At 72.7% G+C, this 15,322-nt stretch carries 15 protein-coding genes and 1 riboswitch; of the genes, 8 read left to right on the top strand and 7 right to left on the bottom strand.

What is annotated here, in order from left to right; genetic code table 11:
* Positions 1-35: 35 nt before the first annotated feature.
* Positions 36-884 (bottom strand): helix-turn-helix transcriptional regulator, encoded by an 849-nt coding sequence (locus AB0C78_RS07280; protein ID WP_360743043.1) that lies wholly within the window; start codon positions 882-884, stop codon positions 36-38.
* 120 nt (positions 885-1,004) lie between these two features.
* Here AB0C78_RS07280 and AB0C78_RS07275 point away from each other — a divergent pair, with 120 nt between their 5' ends.
* The gene (locus AB0C78_RS07275) at positions 1,005-1,988 is read left to right on the top strand and encodes an aldo/keto reductase (protein ID WP_360743040.1); all 984 of its coding nucleotides are present in this window, start codon (positions 1,005-1,007) and stop codon (positions 1,986-1,988) included.
* Between the two features lie 76 nt (positions 1,989-2,064).
* On the opposite strand, the gene AB0C78_RS07270 is transcribed toward AB0C78_RS07275, so the two are convergent.
* From AB0C78_RS07270 to AB0C78_RS07260, 3 genes are read right to left on the bottom strand one after another with little or no spacing between them, the layout of a single operon-like run.
* Entirely contained in the window at positions 2,065-2,361 is a 297-nt protein-coding gene (locus AB0C78_RS07270) for a hypothetical protein (protein ID WP_360743037.1), read from the bottom strand.
* A gap of 59 nt (positions 2,362-2,420) precedes the next feature.
* Positions 2,421-3,419, bottom strand: coding sequence for a ribonucleotide-diphosphate reductase subunit beta (locus AB0C78_RS07265; RefSeq protein ID WP_360743034.1), 999 nt, complete (start codon positions 3,417-3,419; stop codon positions 2,421-2,423).
* Positions 3,419-5,689 (bottom strand): ribonucleoside-diphosphate reductase subunit alpha, encoded by a 2,271-nt coding sequence (locus AB0C78_RS07260; protein ID WP_360743031.1) that lies wholly within the window; start codon positions 5,687-5,689, stop codon positions 3,419-3,421. The genes AB0C78_RS07265 and AB0C78_RS07260 overlap by 1 nt, the downstream gene beginning before the upstream one ends.
* 93 nt (positions 5,690-5,782) lie before the next feature.
* A riboswitch (cobalamin riboswitch) is annotated at positions 5,783-6,009 on the bottom strand.
* 108 nt (positions 6,010-6,117) lie between these two features.
* Between AB0C78_RS07260 and AB0C78_RS07255 the strand changes: the two genes are divergently transcribed.
* The 4 genes from AB0C78_RS07255 to AB0C78_RS07240 all read left to right on the top strand — a co-directional run bounded on the left by AB0C78_RS07255 (position 6,118) and on the right by AB0C78_RS07240 (position 8,913).
* Complete coding sequence (locus AB0C78_RS07255; RefSeq protein WP_360743028.1) at positions 6,118-6,732, top strand: hypothetical protein; 615 nt, start codon at positions 6,118-6,120, stop codon at positions 6,730-6,732.
* A 76-nt stretch (positions 6,733-6,808) separates the two neighbouring features.
* Positions 6,809-7,525, top strand: coding sequence for a YcnI family protein (locus AB0C78_RS07250; protein ID WP_360743025.1), 717 nt, complete (start codon positions 6,809-6,811; stop codon positions 7,523-7,525).
* A complete protein-coding gene (locus tag AB0C78_RS07245; RefSeq protein ID WP_360743022.1) occupies positions 7,522-8,070 on the top strand; it encodes a copper resistance CopC family protein in 549 nt (182 codons plus the stop codon). Before AB0C78_RS07250 ends, AB0C78_RS07245 begins: the two co-directional genes overlap by 4 nt.
* A gap of 63 nt (positions 8,071-8,133) precedes the next feature.
* Positions 8,134-8,913 carry an antibiotic biosynthesis monooxygenase gene (locus AB0C78_RS07240; protein WP_360743019.1) on the top strand — a complete coding sequence of 260 codons (780 nt, stop codon included), beginning with the start codon at positions 8,134-8,136 and terminating at the stop codon, positions 8,911-8,913.
* A 3-nt stretch (positions 8,914-8,916) separates the two neighbouring features.
* On the opposite strand, the gene AB0C78_RS07235 is transcribed toward AB0C78_RS07240, so the two are convergent.
* Positions 8,917-9,513 carry a hypothetical protein gene (locus AB0C78_RS07235; protein ID WP_360743016.1) on the bottom strand — a complete coding sequence of 199 codons (597 nt, stop codon included), beginning with the start codon at positions 9,511-9,513 and terminating at the stop codon, positions 8,917-8,919.
* Between the two features lie 11 nt (positions 9,514-9,524).
* Positions 9,525-10,220: an NAD(P)H-dependent oxidoreductase gene (locus tag AB0C78_RS07230; protein ID WP_360743013.1), complete on the bottom strand. Its 696-nt coding sequence runs from the start codon at positions 10,218-10,220 to the stop codon at positions 9,525-9,527.
* A gap of 78 nt (positions 10,221-10,298) precedes the next feature.
* Between AB0C78_RS07230 and AB0C78_RS07225 the strand changes: the two genes are divergently transcribed.
* A complete protein-coding gene (locus AB0C78_RS07225; RefSeq protein WP_360743010.1) occupies positions 10,299-11,153 on the top strand; it encodes a sigma-70 family RNA polymerase sigma factor in 855 nt (284 codons plus the stop codon).
* Here the strand turns inward: AB0C78_RS07225 and AB0C78_RS07220 are convergent.
* Complete coding sequence (locus tag AB0C78_RS07220) at positions 11,115-11,774, bottom strand: class I SAM-dependent methyltransferase (protein WP_360743007.1); 660 nt, start codon at positions 11,772-11,774, stop codon at positions 11,115-11,117. The two genes, AB0C78_RS07225 and AB0C78_RS07220, sit on opposite strands and share 39 nt — an antisense overlap.
* A gap of 217 nt (positions 11,775-11,991) precedes the next feature.
* Between AB0C78_RS07220 and AB0C78_RS07215 the strand changes: the two genes are divergently transcribed.
* Complete coding sequence (locus AB0C78_RS07215) at positions 11,992-13,674, top strand: AMP-binding protein (protein WP_360743004.1); 1,683 nt, start codon at positions 11,992-11,994, stop codon at positions 13,672-13,674.
* On the top strand, positions 13,671-15,314 hold the full coding sequence (locus tag AB0C78_RS07210; protein WP_360743001.1) for an AMP-binding protein: 1,644 nt from the start codon (positions 13,671-13,673) through the stop codon (positions 15,312-15,314). Before AB0C78_RS07215 ends, AB0C78_RS07210 begins: the two co-directional genes overlap by 4 nt.
* Positions 15,315-15,322 lie beyond the last annotated feature (8 nt).

Below are 15,322 nucleotides of genomic sequence, written 5' to 3'. Positions count from 1 at the left end.
AGCCTTAGCCGTACTTACGCGTCGGAGGCCGCCGCTCAAGAGCGGGCCATGACGGCGAGCCTCTCCAGCGCGGCCCGCGTGGGACCTTCCTCGGGGGCGGTGAGCGTGACGAACTGGTGGTCGGGCGTCCCCGGCAACACCATGCCGATGTAGTCGAGGGACAGCCGGCCGACCACCGGATGCCGGTACTCCTTGCGGCCCATCCCCGGACCCTTCACGTCCTGCCGGTCCCACCAGGTGCCGAAGTGCGGGGTCCGGGACAGCTCGCGGACCAGGGCCCGCGTCGCCGGGTCGTCCGGGTCGCGGCCGGTGGCGGTGCGCAGCTGCGCGATGCCGTGCCGGGCCACCTCCTCCCACTCCACGTAGAACGTGCGGGCGCGCGGGTCGCAGAGCGCGTACCGCAGCATGTTGCGGCGCGCCGGGGGCGCCTCCGCCAGGTGCGGCATGAGCGCGGCGGCCGTCCGGTTCCAGGCCAGCACGTCCAGCCGCGGGTTGATCACGTACGCCGCGACGGGGTCGATCGCGTCGAGCAGCCGTCGCACCGACGGGTCGACCGGGCCGTCCGCCGCCCCGCCCGGAGCCGCGTGCGCTCCGGCGGAGGGCGGCGACGGCAGGGACAGCGCCAGCCGGTAGAGGTGGTCGCGCTCGTCGTCGTTGAGGACGAGCGCCCGGGCGAGGCCGTCCAGCACCGACGGCGAGGGGCGGATGCCGCGGCCCTGCTCCAGCCGCATGTAGTAGTCGGGGCTGATCCCGGCCAGCAGCGCCACCTCCGCGCGGCGCAGGCCGGGGGCGCGGCGCCGCCCGCCGTCGGGCAGGCCCACGGACGAGGGTTTGATGCGGTCGCGCCGGGAGCGCAGGAAGTCCGCCATCTCGCGTGTCGCCATGGCCTCCAGTGTGCCCGGAGCCTAGCCCTCCGGGTCCTAGCCATCGGCGGGCACTGGTCGTCCCGGCGGACCGGAGGCAGGGTGAAGGCGTATCCCTGAGAGACGAGAGGTGGCTCACCAGTGCGCTATCGCACCCTTGGAACGGGCGGCCCGCGGGTGTCGGCGGTGGGGTTCGGCGCCATGACCCTGGCGCCGGTGTACGGCGGCGTCGAGGAGGGCGACGCCGCCGCCGACGCGCTCCTGGCCGCGCTGGACGCCGGTGTCACGTTCGTCGACACCGCGGACATCTACGGCGCCGGGTCCAGCGAGACCCTGATCGGCCGCATGCTGGAGAAGCGGCGGGACGAGTACGTCCTCGCGACCAAGTTCGGCGGGAACCAGGACGCGAACGGGATCCTCGTGCCCGGCATGGGGCGGCCCGAGTACGTCCGGAAGGCCCTGGACGCCAGCCTGGCGCGGCTCCGGACCGACCACGTCGACCTGTACTACCTGCACCGGCTCGACCCCACGACCCCGATCGAGGAGACGGCCGGCGCGCTGGGCGACCTCGTCCGGGCCGGGAAGATCGGCGGGTACGGGCTGTCGGAGGTGTCGGCGCGGACGCTGCGCCGCGCGCACGCCGTCCACCCCGTGACCGCGCTCCAGACCGAGTACTCGCCGTTCCAGCGGGCGCCCGAGAGGGAGCTGATCCCGGCGTGCGCGGAGCTGGGCGTCGCGTTCGTCGCCTACAGCCCGCTCGGGCGCGGGCTCCTCGGCGGCCAGGTCCGCGGGTTCGACGATCTGGAGGCGGGCGACTGGCGGCGCGGCAACCCCCGCTTTCAGGCCGGCAACGTGGAACGGAACGTCTCCCTCGCGGACCGGGTGGCGACGCTCGCCGCCGAGCAGGGCGTCACGACGGCGCAGCTGGTGCTGGCCTGGCTGGTCGAGCGGGGCGCGCTGCCGATCCCGGGGACCCGCAAGGCCGCGAACGCCCGCGCCAACGCCGCCGCCGGCGACCTGGCGCTGGACGCGTCCGTCTTCGCGCGGCTGGAGGAGATCGTCCCGCCGGACGCGGCGGCGGGCGCCCAGGGCAACGAGTCCTACCTCGCCAACCTCGACACCTGACCCGCACCGGACGGCCCGCCCCGGTTCGGGGCGGGCCGTCCTGGGCGCGTCAGCGCCGCGGGCCGTCCTGGGCGGGTCAGCGCCGCGGGCCGCCGCGCAGGCGCGAGAGAAGGTTGCGGGCCTTCTCCTGGTTGCGCGGGTCGTTGATGAACCGCTCCGCCTTCGCGCGCGCCTTCTGCGCCTGCGGGCTGCGGGCGAGCTGCTCGGCCTTGGCGCGGGCCTTCTGCCCCTGCGGGCCGTGCGCGAACTGCTCCGCCTTGGCCCGCGCCTTCTGCGCCTGGGGGCTCTGGGCGAACTGCTCCGCCTTCGCCCGGGCCTTCTGCCCCTGCGGTCCCCGGACGAACTTCATGATCCGGTCGATGAGAGAAGCCACGTTCTTCCTCCTCGGCCTAGCTTCTCCCAGTTCAACGCGCGCCCCCGCCGGAAAGTTCGTCAGAACGCCTCGTCGAACGCCACCTCGCCCTCGACCCCGATCTGGTACGCCGAGACGCGGCGCTCGAAGAAGTTCGACAGCTCCTGGACGTCCTGCAGCTCCATGAACGCGAACGGGTTCGCCGTCCCGTACCGGACGGGCAGGCCGAGCCGGGCGAGCCGCTGGTCGGCGACGTACTCCAGGTAGGCGCGCATGTCGCCGGCGCTCATCCCGGGCAGGCCGTCGCCGCACAGGTCGCGGGCGAACGCGAGTTCCGCCTCGACGGCCTCCTCCAGCATCGTGGTGACCTGCGCGGTCAGCTCCGCGTCGAACAGCTCCGGCTCCTCCGCCCGGACGGTGTCGACGACGGAGAACGCGAACTCCATGTGCATCGACTCGTCCCGGAAAACCCAGTTGGTTCCGGACGCGAGGCCGTTCAGCAGGCCCCGGGACCGCAGCCAGTAGACATAGGCGAACGCGCCGTAGAAGAACAGGCCCTCGATGCACGCGGCGAAGCAGATCAGGTTGAGCAGGAACGCGCGCCGGTCGGCGGCGGTGCGCAGCTCGTCCAGCGACCCGAGCGAGTCGATCCAGCGGAAGCAGAACTCCGCCTTCGCGCGGATGGACGGGATGTGCTCGATCGCCGCGAACGCCCGCGCCCGCTCGTCCTGGTCGGGCAGATAGGTGTCGAGGAGCGTCAGGTAGAACTGGACGTGCACGGCCTCCTCGAACAGCTGCCGCGACAGGTACAGTCGGGCCTCCGGCGCGTTGACGTGCTTGTACAGGTTGAGGACGAGGTTGTTCGCCACGATCGAGTCGCCGGTGGCGAAGAACGCGACGAGCCGGTTCACCAGGTGCAGCTCCGCCGGCGTGAGGCGGGCGAGGTCCGCGAGGTCGGAGGCGAGGTCCACCTCCTCGACCGTCCAGGTGTTGCGGATCGCGGCGCGGTAGCGCTCGTAGAAGTCGGGGTAGCGCATGGGCCGCAGGGTCAGGTCCATGCCGGGGTCGAGCAGCGGCATTACTGGCACGCCTCGCAGGTCTCGGGGTTCTCCAGGGAGCAGACCGTCGCGGCGACGGTCGTCTGCGCGATCCGCGTGGCAGGACGGGAGCGCAGGTAGTAGGTGGTCTTGAGGCCCTTGCGCCACGCGTAGGCGTACATCGAGGACAGCTTCCCGATCGTCGGGGTCTCCATGAACAGGTTCAGGGAGTGCGACTGGTCGATGTACGGGGTGCGGGCGGCGGCGAGGTCGATGAGCGCCTTCTGCGGCAGCTCCCAGGCCGTCCGGTACAGCTCGCGCATCTCCTCGGGCAGGTCGACCAGGCCCTGGATCGAGCCGTTCGCCCGCTTGATCGCCTCGCGGACGGCGTCGTTCCACAGCCCGAGCGACTTGAGGTCCTCGACGAGGTACCCGTTGATCTGCAGGAACTCGCCGGACAGCGTCTCGCGCTTGAACAGGTTGGACACCTGCGGCTCGATGCACTCGTAGCAGCCCGCGATGGACGCGATCGTGGCGGTCGGCGCGATCGCGATCAGCAGCGAGTTGCGCAGCCCGACGTCGGCGATGCGGGCGCGGAGCGCGTCCCATTCGGCGGGACGGGTGGGCGCGGCGTCCGGGAAGTGGTCGAGGTGCAGCTGCCCGCGCGCGGTGCGGGTCTCGGCGTAGGCGGGGAGCGGGCCGTGCGCCTCGGCGAGGTCGGCGGACGCGCCGTACGCGGCGAGCGCGATCTCCTCGGCGATCCGGGTGGACAGCTCGCGGGCCTCGGCGGAGTCGAACGGGAGCCGCAACGTGAAGAACACGTCCGCGAGACCCATGACGCCGAGCCCGACGGGACGCCATTTCCGGTTGGCCGTTTCCGCCTCGGGCGTCGGGTAGAAGCCGCGGTCGATGGTGCGGTCCAGGAACCGGACGGCGGTGCGGACGGTCGCGCGGAGCCGGTCCCAGTCGATCCCGGACGGCGCCACGTGCGCCGCCAGGTTCACCGACCCGAGGTTGCACACCGCCGCCTCGTTGTCGCCCGTGACCTCCAGGATCTCGGTGCACAGGTTCGACAGGTGGACGGTCCGGCCCGGCTCGGCGGTCTGGTTGCAGGCCCGGTTCGCGGCGTCCTTGAAGGTCATCCACCCGTTGCCCGTCTCCGCGAGCGTGCGCATCATCCGCCCGTAGAGCTTGCGGGCCGGGACCTGCCGGACGTACCGGCCCTCCTTTTCGGCCGCCCGGTACGCCTTGTCGAAAGCGTCGCCCCAGAGGTCGGTGAGCTCCGGGACCTCCTTCGGGTCGAACAGCGACCACGTCCCGTCCGCCTCGACGCGGCGCATGAACTCGTCCGGGACCCAGTTCGCCAGGTTCAGGTTGTGGGTGCGGCGCGCGTCCTCGCCGGTGTTGTCGCGCAGCTCGAGGAACTCCTCGACGTCGGCGTGCCACGGCTCCAGGTACACGCACGCGGCGCCCTTGCGGCGGCCGCCCTGGTTGACGGCGGCGACGGAAGCGTCCAGCGTGCGCAGCCACGGGACGATCCCGTTGGAGTGCCCGTTCGTGCCGCGGATCAGCGACCCGCGCGAGCGGACCCGCGTCCAGGAGATCCCGATCCCGCCCGCGTACTTGCTGAGCCGCGCGACCTGCCCGTACCGCTCGTAGATCGCCTCCAGCTCGTCGCGCGGCGAGTCCAGCAGGAAGCACGACGACAGCTGCGGGCGGCGCGCCGCCGAGTTGAACAGCGTCGGCGAGCTGGGCAGGTACGACAGCGTGCTGAGCAGCCCGTACAGCTCGGCGGCCTCCTCCACGCTCTCGGACAGACCGACGGCCACCCGCAGGAAGAAGTGCTGCGGGCGCTCCAACACGAGCCGGGTCCGCGGATGCCGCAGCAGGTAGCGGTCGTAGAGGGTGCGGAGGCCGAAGTAGCCGAACCGGTCGTCCGCCTCCTCATCGATCAAGGCGTCCAGGGCGGCGGCGTTCGCGGCGACGAACGCGGCGGGGCCGTCCGCGAGGAGTCCCTCGGCGTGCGCGGCGGCGACGGACTCCGCGAAGCTCCGGACGCCCGCCTCGGCGGTCTCGTCGCGGATCCGGCCCGCGAGCAGCCGCGCGGCGACCCGCGAGTACCCCGGCTCCGCCGCGACCAGCGCGGCGGCCTCCCCGATCGCGAGGTCCCGCAGGTCCGCGGCGCTCGCGCCGTCCCCCGCGCGGACCGCGCCGAGCACCCGTTCCGGCGCGGTCCCCTCGATGCCGGCACAGGCCGCCGCGACGTCGGCGGCGATCCCCGGCGCCGCCGGCGCCTGCATGGTGACTGTCACGTTCTCTCCCTCGTGAGCCGGCCTCGCGAGGGCATGCGAACGGGAGCGACGGCATGCTGCCGCGCACCGTCCCCCGGCTCACCCGCGAAGCCTCGGACGTACGGCGTGCATGGCAGGTCTTCGGACTCGCGGGCGCCGCGCCTCCGTCCGGAGGCACGACCTACTGGCCGTCGCTTCCCGATCCGGTCGCCCGGTTCAGTGCCTGTGACGGCGGTCGTTCCCGCTCACCGCTGCGGGGCAGTCCCGGACTCGCACCGGGTTCCCTCTTGCGACGCCCCCGCCGCGAGCGGCGGGGGCGAACCAGCACGGGATTGAACCCTACATCTTGTTGATCCTCATTGCGCAACCCCAACATGTAGGGCGCGTCGGGATCGGATCCCGGGGGTCGGATGCGGCCGCCCGGACGGAGGTGGGACGATGTCCCCGTCATGTCCCCGCGTCCCAGGCAGCCGGTCTTCCGCACCGCGCGCGCGGTCGTCTTCGCGACCGTGTGCGTCACGCTGGCGACCCTCGGCCACGACCTCGCCTCGCACGACCCCGTGCCGGGCTGGGCGGTGCTCGCCGGATTCGGCGCGGTCCTCGCCGTCACCCTCGCCCTCGCCGGCCACGAGCGCTCCCTCCCGACGATCATGGGCGGGCTGCTCGGCGGCCAGTTCGCGCTGCACACCCTGTTCGCGAGCGCGACCGAGGGCATGCGCGACTGCGACACCACCGCCCATGCGGGACACGCCGCCGCGGCGCCCGCGATGCACGGCTCCGGCACCTCCATGACCCTCGCGCACGTCGCCGCCGCCATCGCCGCCGCCTGGTGGCTGCGGCGCGGCGAGCGGGCCGCGTGGTCCCTCGCCCGGCGCCTCGCGTCCGCCGCCGACCGGCCGATCCGGCTGCTGCTCGCGCTGCTGCTGATCGAACCGGCGGAGCGCCCGGTGCGTACCCCCGTGGTGCCGGTGGCGGCCGGCGCGCTCGCCACGGGACGCGCGCTCCGGCACCAGGTCGTCCGGCGGGGACCCCCGCCGCGTTCGAGGGCGCTCGCCCGCCTCTGAGGCGAGCGCCGTACGTCACCGGCCGCCGGACCCCCGGCGCCCGGCCATTCCCGTACGACTCGAACGGAGTTCCGTCTTGCCTTCCCGCACGCATGCCCGCCGGCTCGGCACGCTCGCCTCGCTGACCGGCCTCGGTCTGATCGCCTTCGCCACCGCCGCGTCCGCGCACGTCACCGTCAACCCGAAGACCGCCGAGCAGGGCTCCTACGCCAAGGTCTCGTTCCGGGTGCCGAACGAGGAGGACCACGCCGACACCACCAAGCTCGTCGTGAACCTCCCGGCCGACCACCCGGTGGCGTCGGTGTCGGTGCGTCCCGTCCCCGGCTGGACGGCGAAGGTCGTCGAGTCCACGCTGCCGAAGCCGATCAAGACCGAGGGCGGCGAGCTGACCAAGGCCGTCACGCAGATCACCTGGTCCGGCGGCAAGATCGAGCCCGGCCAGTTCCAGGAGTTCGACGTCTCGCTCGGCCCGCTGCCGACCGACACCGACACGATGATGTTCAAGGCCGACCAGACCTACTCCGACGGCCAGGTCGTCAAGTGGGAGCAGGACCCGGGCGACGGCTCGAACGAGCCCGAGCACCCGGCGCCCACGCTGAAGCTGACGCCCAAGGGCACCGGCGACGCCGCCACCGCCGGGCTCACCGCGCAGTCGAAGCCGGCCGCCGCGAAGACCGAGGCGAGCTCGGACGACGGCACCGCGCGCGTCCTCGGCGGCGTCGGCATCGGCGTCGGCGTGATCGGCATCGCGGTCGGCGGCTACGGCCTGTCCCGCGCGCGGAGCCGGGCGTGAGCCGGGCCGTCCGGCGCACCGCCGCCGGCGCCGGCGCGGCCTTCGCCGCGCTCGCGCTCGCGCTGGCCGCGCCGCCCGCGTCCGCGCACACGTCGCTGACCGGCGCGAACCCGGCCGCGAACGCGACGATCGCGCCGCCCACCCAGATCGTCCTGACCTACGCCGACCCGGTGCAGCTGCCGCAGGTCGTGCTGACGGACGCGAAGGGCGGGCGGCACGAGGCGGGCAAGGCCCAGGCGGTGGACAACAAGGTCACCGAGGCGGTGAAGGGCACGCTGCCGAACGGGGTGTACACGGTCGGCTGGCGCGTCGTGTCGCCGGACGGCCATCCGATCAGCGGCACGTACACGTTCACCGTCACCGGGTCGACCGGGGCCGCCGGGGGCGCGCCCGCCGCGTCCGCGCCCGCCGCGAAGGCGTCCGGCAACGGCTCCGGCGGCTCGTCCGGCTGGCTGTGGATCGGCCTGGCCGCCGCCGTCGTCGCGCTCGCGGGCGGCGGGTTCGCCTGGTACCGGCGCACCTCGGGAGCGTCCCCGAACGAATGATCATGAAGTCTTCCGGTCGGGTGATTACGTTGTTACAGTGATTACCCGACCGGAGGATCATTCATGGGGGCCCCGATGATCGTCGAGTACATCCGCTACCGGATCGACCGGGCGAGGGCGGAGGAGTTCGAGGCCGCCTACGCCCGCGCCGCCGTCCCGCTCGCCGCCGCCCCGCAGTGCGTCGACTACGAGTTGTCCCGCTGCGTCGACGAACCCGAGTGCTACATCCTGCGGATCCGCTGGACGTCCGCCGACGACCACTCCCGGGGCTTCCGCTCCGGCGAGCACTTCCCCGCCTTCTTCGCCGAGATCAAGCCGTACGTCCAGCAGATCGAGGAGATGCGGCACTACGAGGCGACGCCCGTCCACGGCAAGGGCTCGTCCGTCCCCACCATGTACGACTGGGCCGGCGGCGCCGACGCCCTGCAGCGCCTCACCGAGGTCTTCTACACCACCGTCCTCAAGGACGACCTGCTCCGCCCCCTCTTCGAGCACATGGCCCCCGACCACCCGAAATGGGTCGCGACCTGGCTGGGCGAGGTGTTCCGCGGCCCCGAGCGCTACAGCCGGGAACGCGGCGGCTACCACCACATGGTCCGGCAGCACCTCGGCAAGGCGATCACCGAGGCGCAGCGCCGCCGCTGGGTGAGCCTGCTCATGGACGCCGCCGACGAGGTCGGCCTGCCCGCCGACCCCGAGTTCCGCGCCGCGTTCGCGTCCTACATCGAGTGGGGCACCCGCATCGCGCTGGCGAACTCCCAGCCGGGCGCGACCCCGCCCCTCGAAGCCCCCATGCCCCACTGGAGCTGGGGCGAAGCCCCGCCCTACACCCCCACCAAATAGCCGCTACGCCTCCGCCATCTCGCGCAGCCGCCGCGCCGCCTCAGCGGCGGGGCCACCGCGCCCCGGCCCAGCGAGGATCGCACCCGCCAGCGCCTTCAACGCCTCCTCCGGCACCGGCGCCCGCCGCCGGTCATCGAACAGCACGACGTCGATGAGCCCCTCGTCCCCCTGGACCTCGAGGCGCGCGACCCGCGGGGCCGTTACGGTCCCGGCGCTGCGGGCCGGCGGGTTCCAGCGTGCGGCCGGCGGGTGCGGCACGTCCTCCACCACGACATGCCGCACGGTCGAGAGATCGCAGCTTTGCGCCCCGTACTCCAGATGAGCGTGCAGCACCGTCCCGTCCAGCCACACCCGTGGATGGGCGAACCAGTGGCGTACGCCGAAGAGCGCCGAGACGAGGCCGATGGCCACGATCAGCGCGACGATGCCGGCCGCGCCGGCGAGACCCGCCGTGGAATCGCTTCCCATCCGGCCGGCCTCGACGAGGAGGCCCGCGCCCAAGGACGCCACCACGAGCGGACCGAGAGTCAGCCCGAGAACGGCACCCGCTTTCCGGGCGCCGGTGAGGCCGCTCAGCACGACGACGATCTCCGGATCCACCGCACCCCCTTTTAGCGGGAGGCTAGGGCGATTACTGCCTCCTGCGCTTCGGCCAGCGATTGTGCCGCCATTTCCCGGAAACGCGCCAGGTGCGGGACGAGGTCGGCCAGGGTCATTTCCGCATTGACGAAGGTCACGCCGTCGTCGGCGATACCGAGATTGCCGAAATAGGCGCGCAGGTACGGCTCCTGGAAGTCGAATCCCTCCCGTGGCGTGCCGGGGCCGTACGCGCCGCCGCGCGCCGTCACGACGACGACACGCGTCCCGTGCAGGAGGCTCCGGCCGCTGTCCGGGTCGGTGTACGCGCCGGGAAAGGTGATCCGGTCGATCCACGCCTTGAGCGACGCGGGGACCGAGAAGTTGTACATCGGGGCGCCGATCAGCACGGTCCCCGCGTCGAGGACCTGCTCGATCAGCGGCCGGGTCAGCGCCCATTCCCGTTCCTCGGCGGCGTCCTCGATGAGCGCGTCAACTTTCGCGGGCGGGACGTAGCCGTTCCTCTCGACGCGGCGCCCGAGCGCGCAATAGGCCGCCGAGATCGGCGGCACCGGATCGGCGACGAGATCGCGGTACCGGTGCCCGGACGTCCCGTGCCGTTCCCGCCACGCGTCCGCGAACCGCGCGGACAGGTGCCGGGTGATGGAATCGCCGGAGTGGCTGGAGTCCAGGTGCAGCAGCGAGGTGACCTGGTCGTGGGCCGATAGCATGGCGGAGCGCGTCTCCTTCGCTCTCGTGTCGTCCTTGTTCCCACACCTATGACGACCCGCACCACCGAAAGGGGACCGATGGACGAGCAGGTGTTGGCCGAGCGGTTCGACGAGTGCCGCGGCCACCTGCGGGCGGTCGCGTACCGGATGCTCGGCTCGCTGGACGAGGCCGACGACGCCGTCCAGGAGACGTGGCTGCGGGCGTCCCGCGCGGGCGCCGGGGACGTCGCGAACCTGCCCGGCTGGCTGACCACGATCGCCGGGCGGATCTGCCTCGACATGCTGCGCGCGCGGCGGCGCCGCGACGAGGACCCCGCGGGCCTCGACGGCCTCGCCGCACTGGAGCGGGCGGGCGGCCGCGATCCCGAGGAGGAGGCGGTCCTCGCCGACTCGGTCGGGCTGGCGATGCTCGTCGTCCTCGACCGTCTCGGCCCTGCGGAACGCGTCGCGTTCGTGCTGCACGACCTGTTCGCGGTGCCGTTCGCGGAGATCGCCGGGATCGTCGAGCGGACCCCGGAGACGACGAAGAAGCTGGCGAGCCGGGCCCGGCAGCGCGTGCACGGGTCGCCGTCGGTGCCCGCCGCCGATCTCGCGCGGCAGCGGGAGGCGGTGTCGGCGTTCCTCGCCGCGTCCCGGTCGGGCGACATGGACGCGCTGCTCGCGGTGCTCGCGCCGGACGCGTTCCGGCGCGCCGAGGGGGCGGCGGAGGTCCGGGGCGCCCGCCGCATCGCCGGGGAGACCCTCGCCAACCCCGTCCGCGCCCGGAACGCCCGCCTTGCCCTGGTGGACGGGCGGGTCGGCGTCATCGTCGCCCCGCGTGGCCGCCTGGCGGCCGTCCTTCAGGTCGCGGTGGAGGACGGCCGCATCGCCGGCTTCACCGTGATCAGCGGCCCGTCACGCCTGCGCGCCGTCCCGATCGCCGTCCTCGGCTGACTTGCGGACGAGGAGGTGGCCCTGGCGGTGGCGCTCGCCTTCGGTGGGCTCGCGGCGCTGCCGTGCGACCTCGGTGAAGCCGGCCTCGGTCGTCAGGTCGGCGAGGGCGTCGATGGGCCAGCGGGTCGCCGGCGCCACCTTATGGTCGAACGGGACGGGCTCGCCGCTGTCGGAGACGAAGAAGCCGAGCAGCAGGTGGCCGCCGGGCGCCAGCATCCGGTGGAACGCGGCGAGCAGCCCCGGGACGTCCTCCACCGGCGCGTGGATGATCGAGTACCAGGCGAGGACGCCGCCGAGTTCACCGTCGCGGACGTCCACCTCGGTCATCGGAGCGTGGTCGAACCGGACGCCCGGGTGCGCCGCGCGGGCGATCCGGATCATCTCCGCGGACACGTCGGCGCCGAACGCGTCGCAGCCGAGCGAGCGCAGGTGGGCGGTGAGGTGCCCGGGGCCGCAGCCGAGGTCGGCGACCGGCCCGGCGTCCCGGGCGAGCCGCCCGAACGCGTTGATCATGCCGAGGTCGAACGGCATGTCGAGGTAGGCGGTGCTGAACAGGTCGGCGTACAGGTCCGCGACGGAGTCGTAGCCGGCGCGGGTCTCGTCCAGGTGGGAGGCGGTCATGGACGACGACCCTACGGCGACCGCACCGGCCGATGATCGCGGACGGCGTCCGCGTGCCCGCCGGCGCCGAGCAGGCCGGTGAGCACAGGGTGCTGCTGCTGCGGTCCGCCTTCGTCGCGGAGGGGTAGGACTACCCCCGTTCGGGGGTGGCGTGGGTCACTCCGGATGTTCGACCATGCCCCTGACCAGGTGTCCGTGCGGCTACGAGGAGAGACCAATGCCCGCAGTCGAGTTCCGCGCGGCGCGCGACTTCCTGCTCGCGCATCGCGACGACTACGCGACCGCGTACGAGAAGTTCCGCTGGCCGGTGCTGACCGGGTTCAACTGGGCGCTCGACTGGTTCGACAGGATCGCCGAGGGGAACGACGCGCCGGCGCTGTGGATCGTCCAGGAGGACGGCGCGGAGGAGCGGTACTCGTTCGCGGAGATGGCGCGGCGGTCGAACCAGGTCGCGAACCTGCTGCGCGGGGCGGGGGTGCGGCGCGGCGACCGGATCGTGCTGATGCTCGGGAACCAGGTCGAGCTGTGGGAGACGGTCCTCGCGGCGATGAAGCTCGGCGCGGTGCTGATCCCGTGCACGCCGCTGCTCGGCCCGGCGGACCTGCAGGACCGGCTGACGCGGGGACGGGCCCGCCATGTGGTGACGGGCTCGTCCGACACGGGCAAGTTCGCGGGTCTGGACGGGGAGTTCACCCGGATCGCGGTCGGCGACCCGGTGGACGGGTGGCTGCGGTACGCCGACGCGTACGAGGGAAGCGACGTGTTCTCCCAGTACGGGATGACGATGTCGTCGGACACGCTGCTGCTGTACTTCACGTCCGGGACGACGGCGCAGCCGAAGCTGGTCGAGCACACGCACGCGTCGTACCCGGCGGGGCACCTGTCGACGATGTACTGGCTGGGGCTGCGGCCTGGGGACGTCCACCTGAACATCTCGTCGCCGGGGTGGGCGAAGCACGCGTGGAGCAACATCTTCGCGCCGTGGAACGCCGAGGCGTGCGTGTTCATCTTCAACTACACGCGGTTCGACGCCGACAAGCTGCTGGACGCGATGGAGCGGTGCGGCGTGACGAGCTTCTGCGCGCCGCCGACGGTGTGGCGGATGCTGATCCAGTCCGATCTCGGCCGGCTGCCGACGCCGCCGCGCGAGGTGGTCGCGGCGGGCGAGCCGCTGAATCCCGAGGTCATCCAGCGGGTGAAGGACGCGTGGGGCCGGACGATCCGGGACGGGTTCGGGCAGACGGAGACGACCGTCCAGATCGCGAACACGCCCGGCCAGACCGTCAAGCCGGGCTCGATGGGGCGCCCCGTGCCGGGCTACAAGGTCGCGCTGATCGACCCGGTGTCCGGGGAGCCGGGCGAAGAGGGCGAGATCTGCCTGGACCTGGAGGACCGGCCGCTCGGGCTGATGACCGGCTACCACGGCGACGAGGCGCGCACCGAGGAGGCGATGGCGGGCGGCTTCTACCACACCGGCGACATCGGCTCCCGCGACGAGGACGGATACATCACCTATGTCGGGCGCGCGGACGATGTGTTCAAGGCGTCCGACTACAAGATCTCCCCGTTCGAGCTGGAGAGCGTGCTGATCGAGCACGCGGCGGTGGCGGAGGCGGCGGTGGTGCCGTCGCCGGACCCGGTGCGGCTCGCGGTGCCGAAGGCGTACGTGACGCTCGCGGCGGGCTGGGAGCCGACCGCGGCGACCGCGAAGGCGATCTTCGAGCACAGCCGGGCGCAGCTGTCCCCGTACAAGCGGCTGCGGCTGCTGGAGTTCGGCGAGCTGCCGAAGACGATCTCCGGGAAGATCCGCCGGGTGGAGCTGCGGACGGCGGAGATCGGCAAGCATCCGGGCGCGGACGACCGGCCGCCCGGCGAGTTCCGTGAGGAGGACCTGCGATGACGCTGTCCTACGCGTCGGGCGTCTCGGCGACGCCGCTGCTCGGCGACACGATCGGCGCGAACCTGGACCGGACGGTGGCCGCGTTCGCCGACCGCGAGGCCCTCGTGGACATGGCGACGGGCCGCCGCTGGACCTACGACCAGTTCGCCGCCGACGTCGACGCGGTCGCGCTCGGCCTGCGCGACCTCGGCGTGACGAAGGGCGACCGGGTCGGGATCTGGGCGCCGAACTGCGCGGAGTGGATGCTCGTCCAGTACGCGACGGCGAAGCTCGGCGCGATCCTGGTGAACATCAACCCGGCGTACCGGGTGCACGAGCTGGAGTTCGTGCTGAACCAGGCGGGGATCCGCACGCTCGTGGCGGCGCCGTCGTTCAAGACGTCCGACTACGCGGCGATGATCGAGGAGGTGCGGCCGCGCTGCGCCGCGCTGGCCGACGTGGTCCTCATCGGCACGGACGCGTGGGACGCGCTGGTGGCGGCGGGACGGGCCGGCGACCGGCACCTGCTGCACGGCATCGGCGAGGGCCTCGGCGCGGACGACCCGATCAACATCCAGTACACGTCGGGGACGACCGGGTTCCCGAAGGGCGCGACGCTGTCGCACCACAACATCCTCAACAACGGGTTCTTCGTCGGGGAGCTGTGCGGCTACGACGAGGAGGACCGGGTCTGCGTGCCGGTGCCGTTCTACCACTGCTTCGGCATGGTGATGGGGAACCTCGCGGCGACCAGCCACGGCGCGTGCATCGTCATCCCGGCGCCCGCGTTCGACCCGAAGGCGACGCTGGACGCGGTGGCGGCGGAGCGCTGCACGTCGCTGTACGGGGTGCCGACGATGTTCATCGCGGTGCTGAACGAGCCGTCCGCCGACACCCTGGACCTGTCGAGCCTGCGCACCGGGATCATGGCGGGGTCGCCGTGCCCGGTGGAGGTGATGAAGCAGGTCATCGACCGGCTCGGGATGGCGGAGGTCGCGATCTGCTACGGCATGACGGAGACGTCGCCGGTGTCGACGCAGACCCGCGCGGGCGATTCGCTCGACCGCCGCGTGTCCACGGTCGGGACGGTCATGCCGCACCTGGAGATCAAGGTGGTGGACCCGGAGACGGGCGTCACCGTCCCGCGCGGCACGCCCGGCGAGTTCTGCACGCGCGGCTACTCGGTGATGCTCGGGTACTGGGAGGAGCCGGACAAGACGGCCGAGGCGATCGACGCGGCCCGCTGGATGCACACCGGCGACCTCGCCGTCATGGACGACGAGGGCTACGTCAACATCACCGGCCGGATCAAGGACATGGTGATCCGCGGCGGCGAGAACGTGTACCCGCGCGAGATCGAGGAGTTCCTCTACACCCATCCCGACATCGTGGACGCGCAGGTCATCGGCGTCCCGGACGAGAAGTACGGCGAGGAGCTGATGGCGTGGGTGCGGCTGCGCGAGGGCGCGCCGGAGCTCACCGCCGAGGCGCTCCGGGAGTTCTGCCACGGCAAGCTGGCGCACTTCAAGATCCCGCGGTACGTGCACGTCGTGGACGAGTTCCCGATGACCGTCACCGGGAAGATCCGCAAGGTGCAGATGCGGGCCGAGGCCGTGGACATCCTCGGGCTCGGCGACGCGGCCGCCGCGCAGCACGCCTGAGTTTCCGG

The organism is Actinomadura sp. NPDC048394 (genome assembly GCF_040651755.1).
In the GTDB taxonomy this organism is placed as follows: domain Bacteria; phylum Actinomycetota; class Actinomycetes; order Streptosporangiales; family Streptosporangiaceae; genus Spirillospora; species Spirillospora montaniterrae.
Note: the sequence above shows the minus strand (reverse complement) of the source record. Positions and strands in the feature narration are given on the sequence as shown.

Excerpts from the sequence above, each read along its gene's own strand:
- AB0C78_RS07280 (WP_360743043.1), bottom strand. The coding sequence starts at position 884 with ATGGCGACACGCGAGATGGCGGACTTCCTGCGCTCCCGGCGCGACCGC.
- AB0C78_RS07265 (WP_360743034.1), bottom strand. The coding sequence starts at position 3,419 with ATGCCGCTGCTCGACCCCGGCATGGACCTGACCCTGCGGCCCATGCGC.
- AB0C78_RS07255 (WP_360743028.1), top strand. The coding sequence starts at position 6,118 with ATGTCCCCGCGTCCCAGGCAGCCGGTCTTCCGCACCGCGCGCGCGGTC.
- AB0C78_RS07240 (WP_360743019.1), top strand. The coding sequence starts at position 8,134 with ATGGGGGCCCCGATGATCGTCGAGTACATCCGCTACCGGATCGACCGG.
- AB0C78_RS07230 (WP_360743013.1), bottom strand. The coding sequence starts at position 10,220 with ATGCTATCGGCCCACGACCAGGTCACCTCGCTGCTGCACCTGGACTCC.
- AB0C78_RS07225 (WP_360743010.1), top strand. The coding sequence starts at position 10,299 with ATGGACGAGCAGGTGTTGGCCGAGCGGTTCGACGAGTGCCGCGGCCAC.
- AB0C78_RS07220 (WP_360743007.1), bottom strand. The coding sequence starts at position 11,774 with ATGACCGCCTCCCACCTGGACGAGACCCGCGCCGGCTACGACTCCGTC.
- AB0C78_RS07215 (WP_360743004.1), top strand. The coding sequence starts at position 11,992 with ATGCCCGCAGTCGAGTTCCGCGCGGCGCGCGACTTCCTGCTCGCGCAT.
- AB0C78_RS07210 (WP_360743001.1), top strand. The coding sequence starts at position 13,671 with ATGACGCTGTCCTACGCGTCGGGCGTCTCGGCGACGCCGCTGCTCGGC.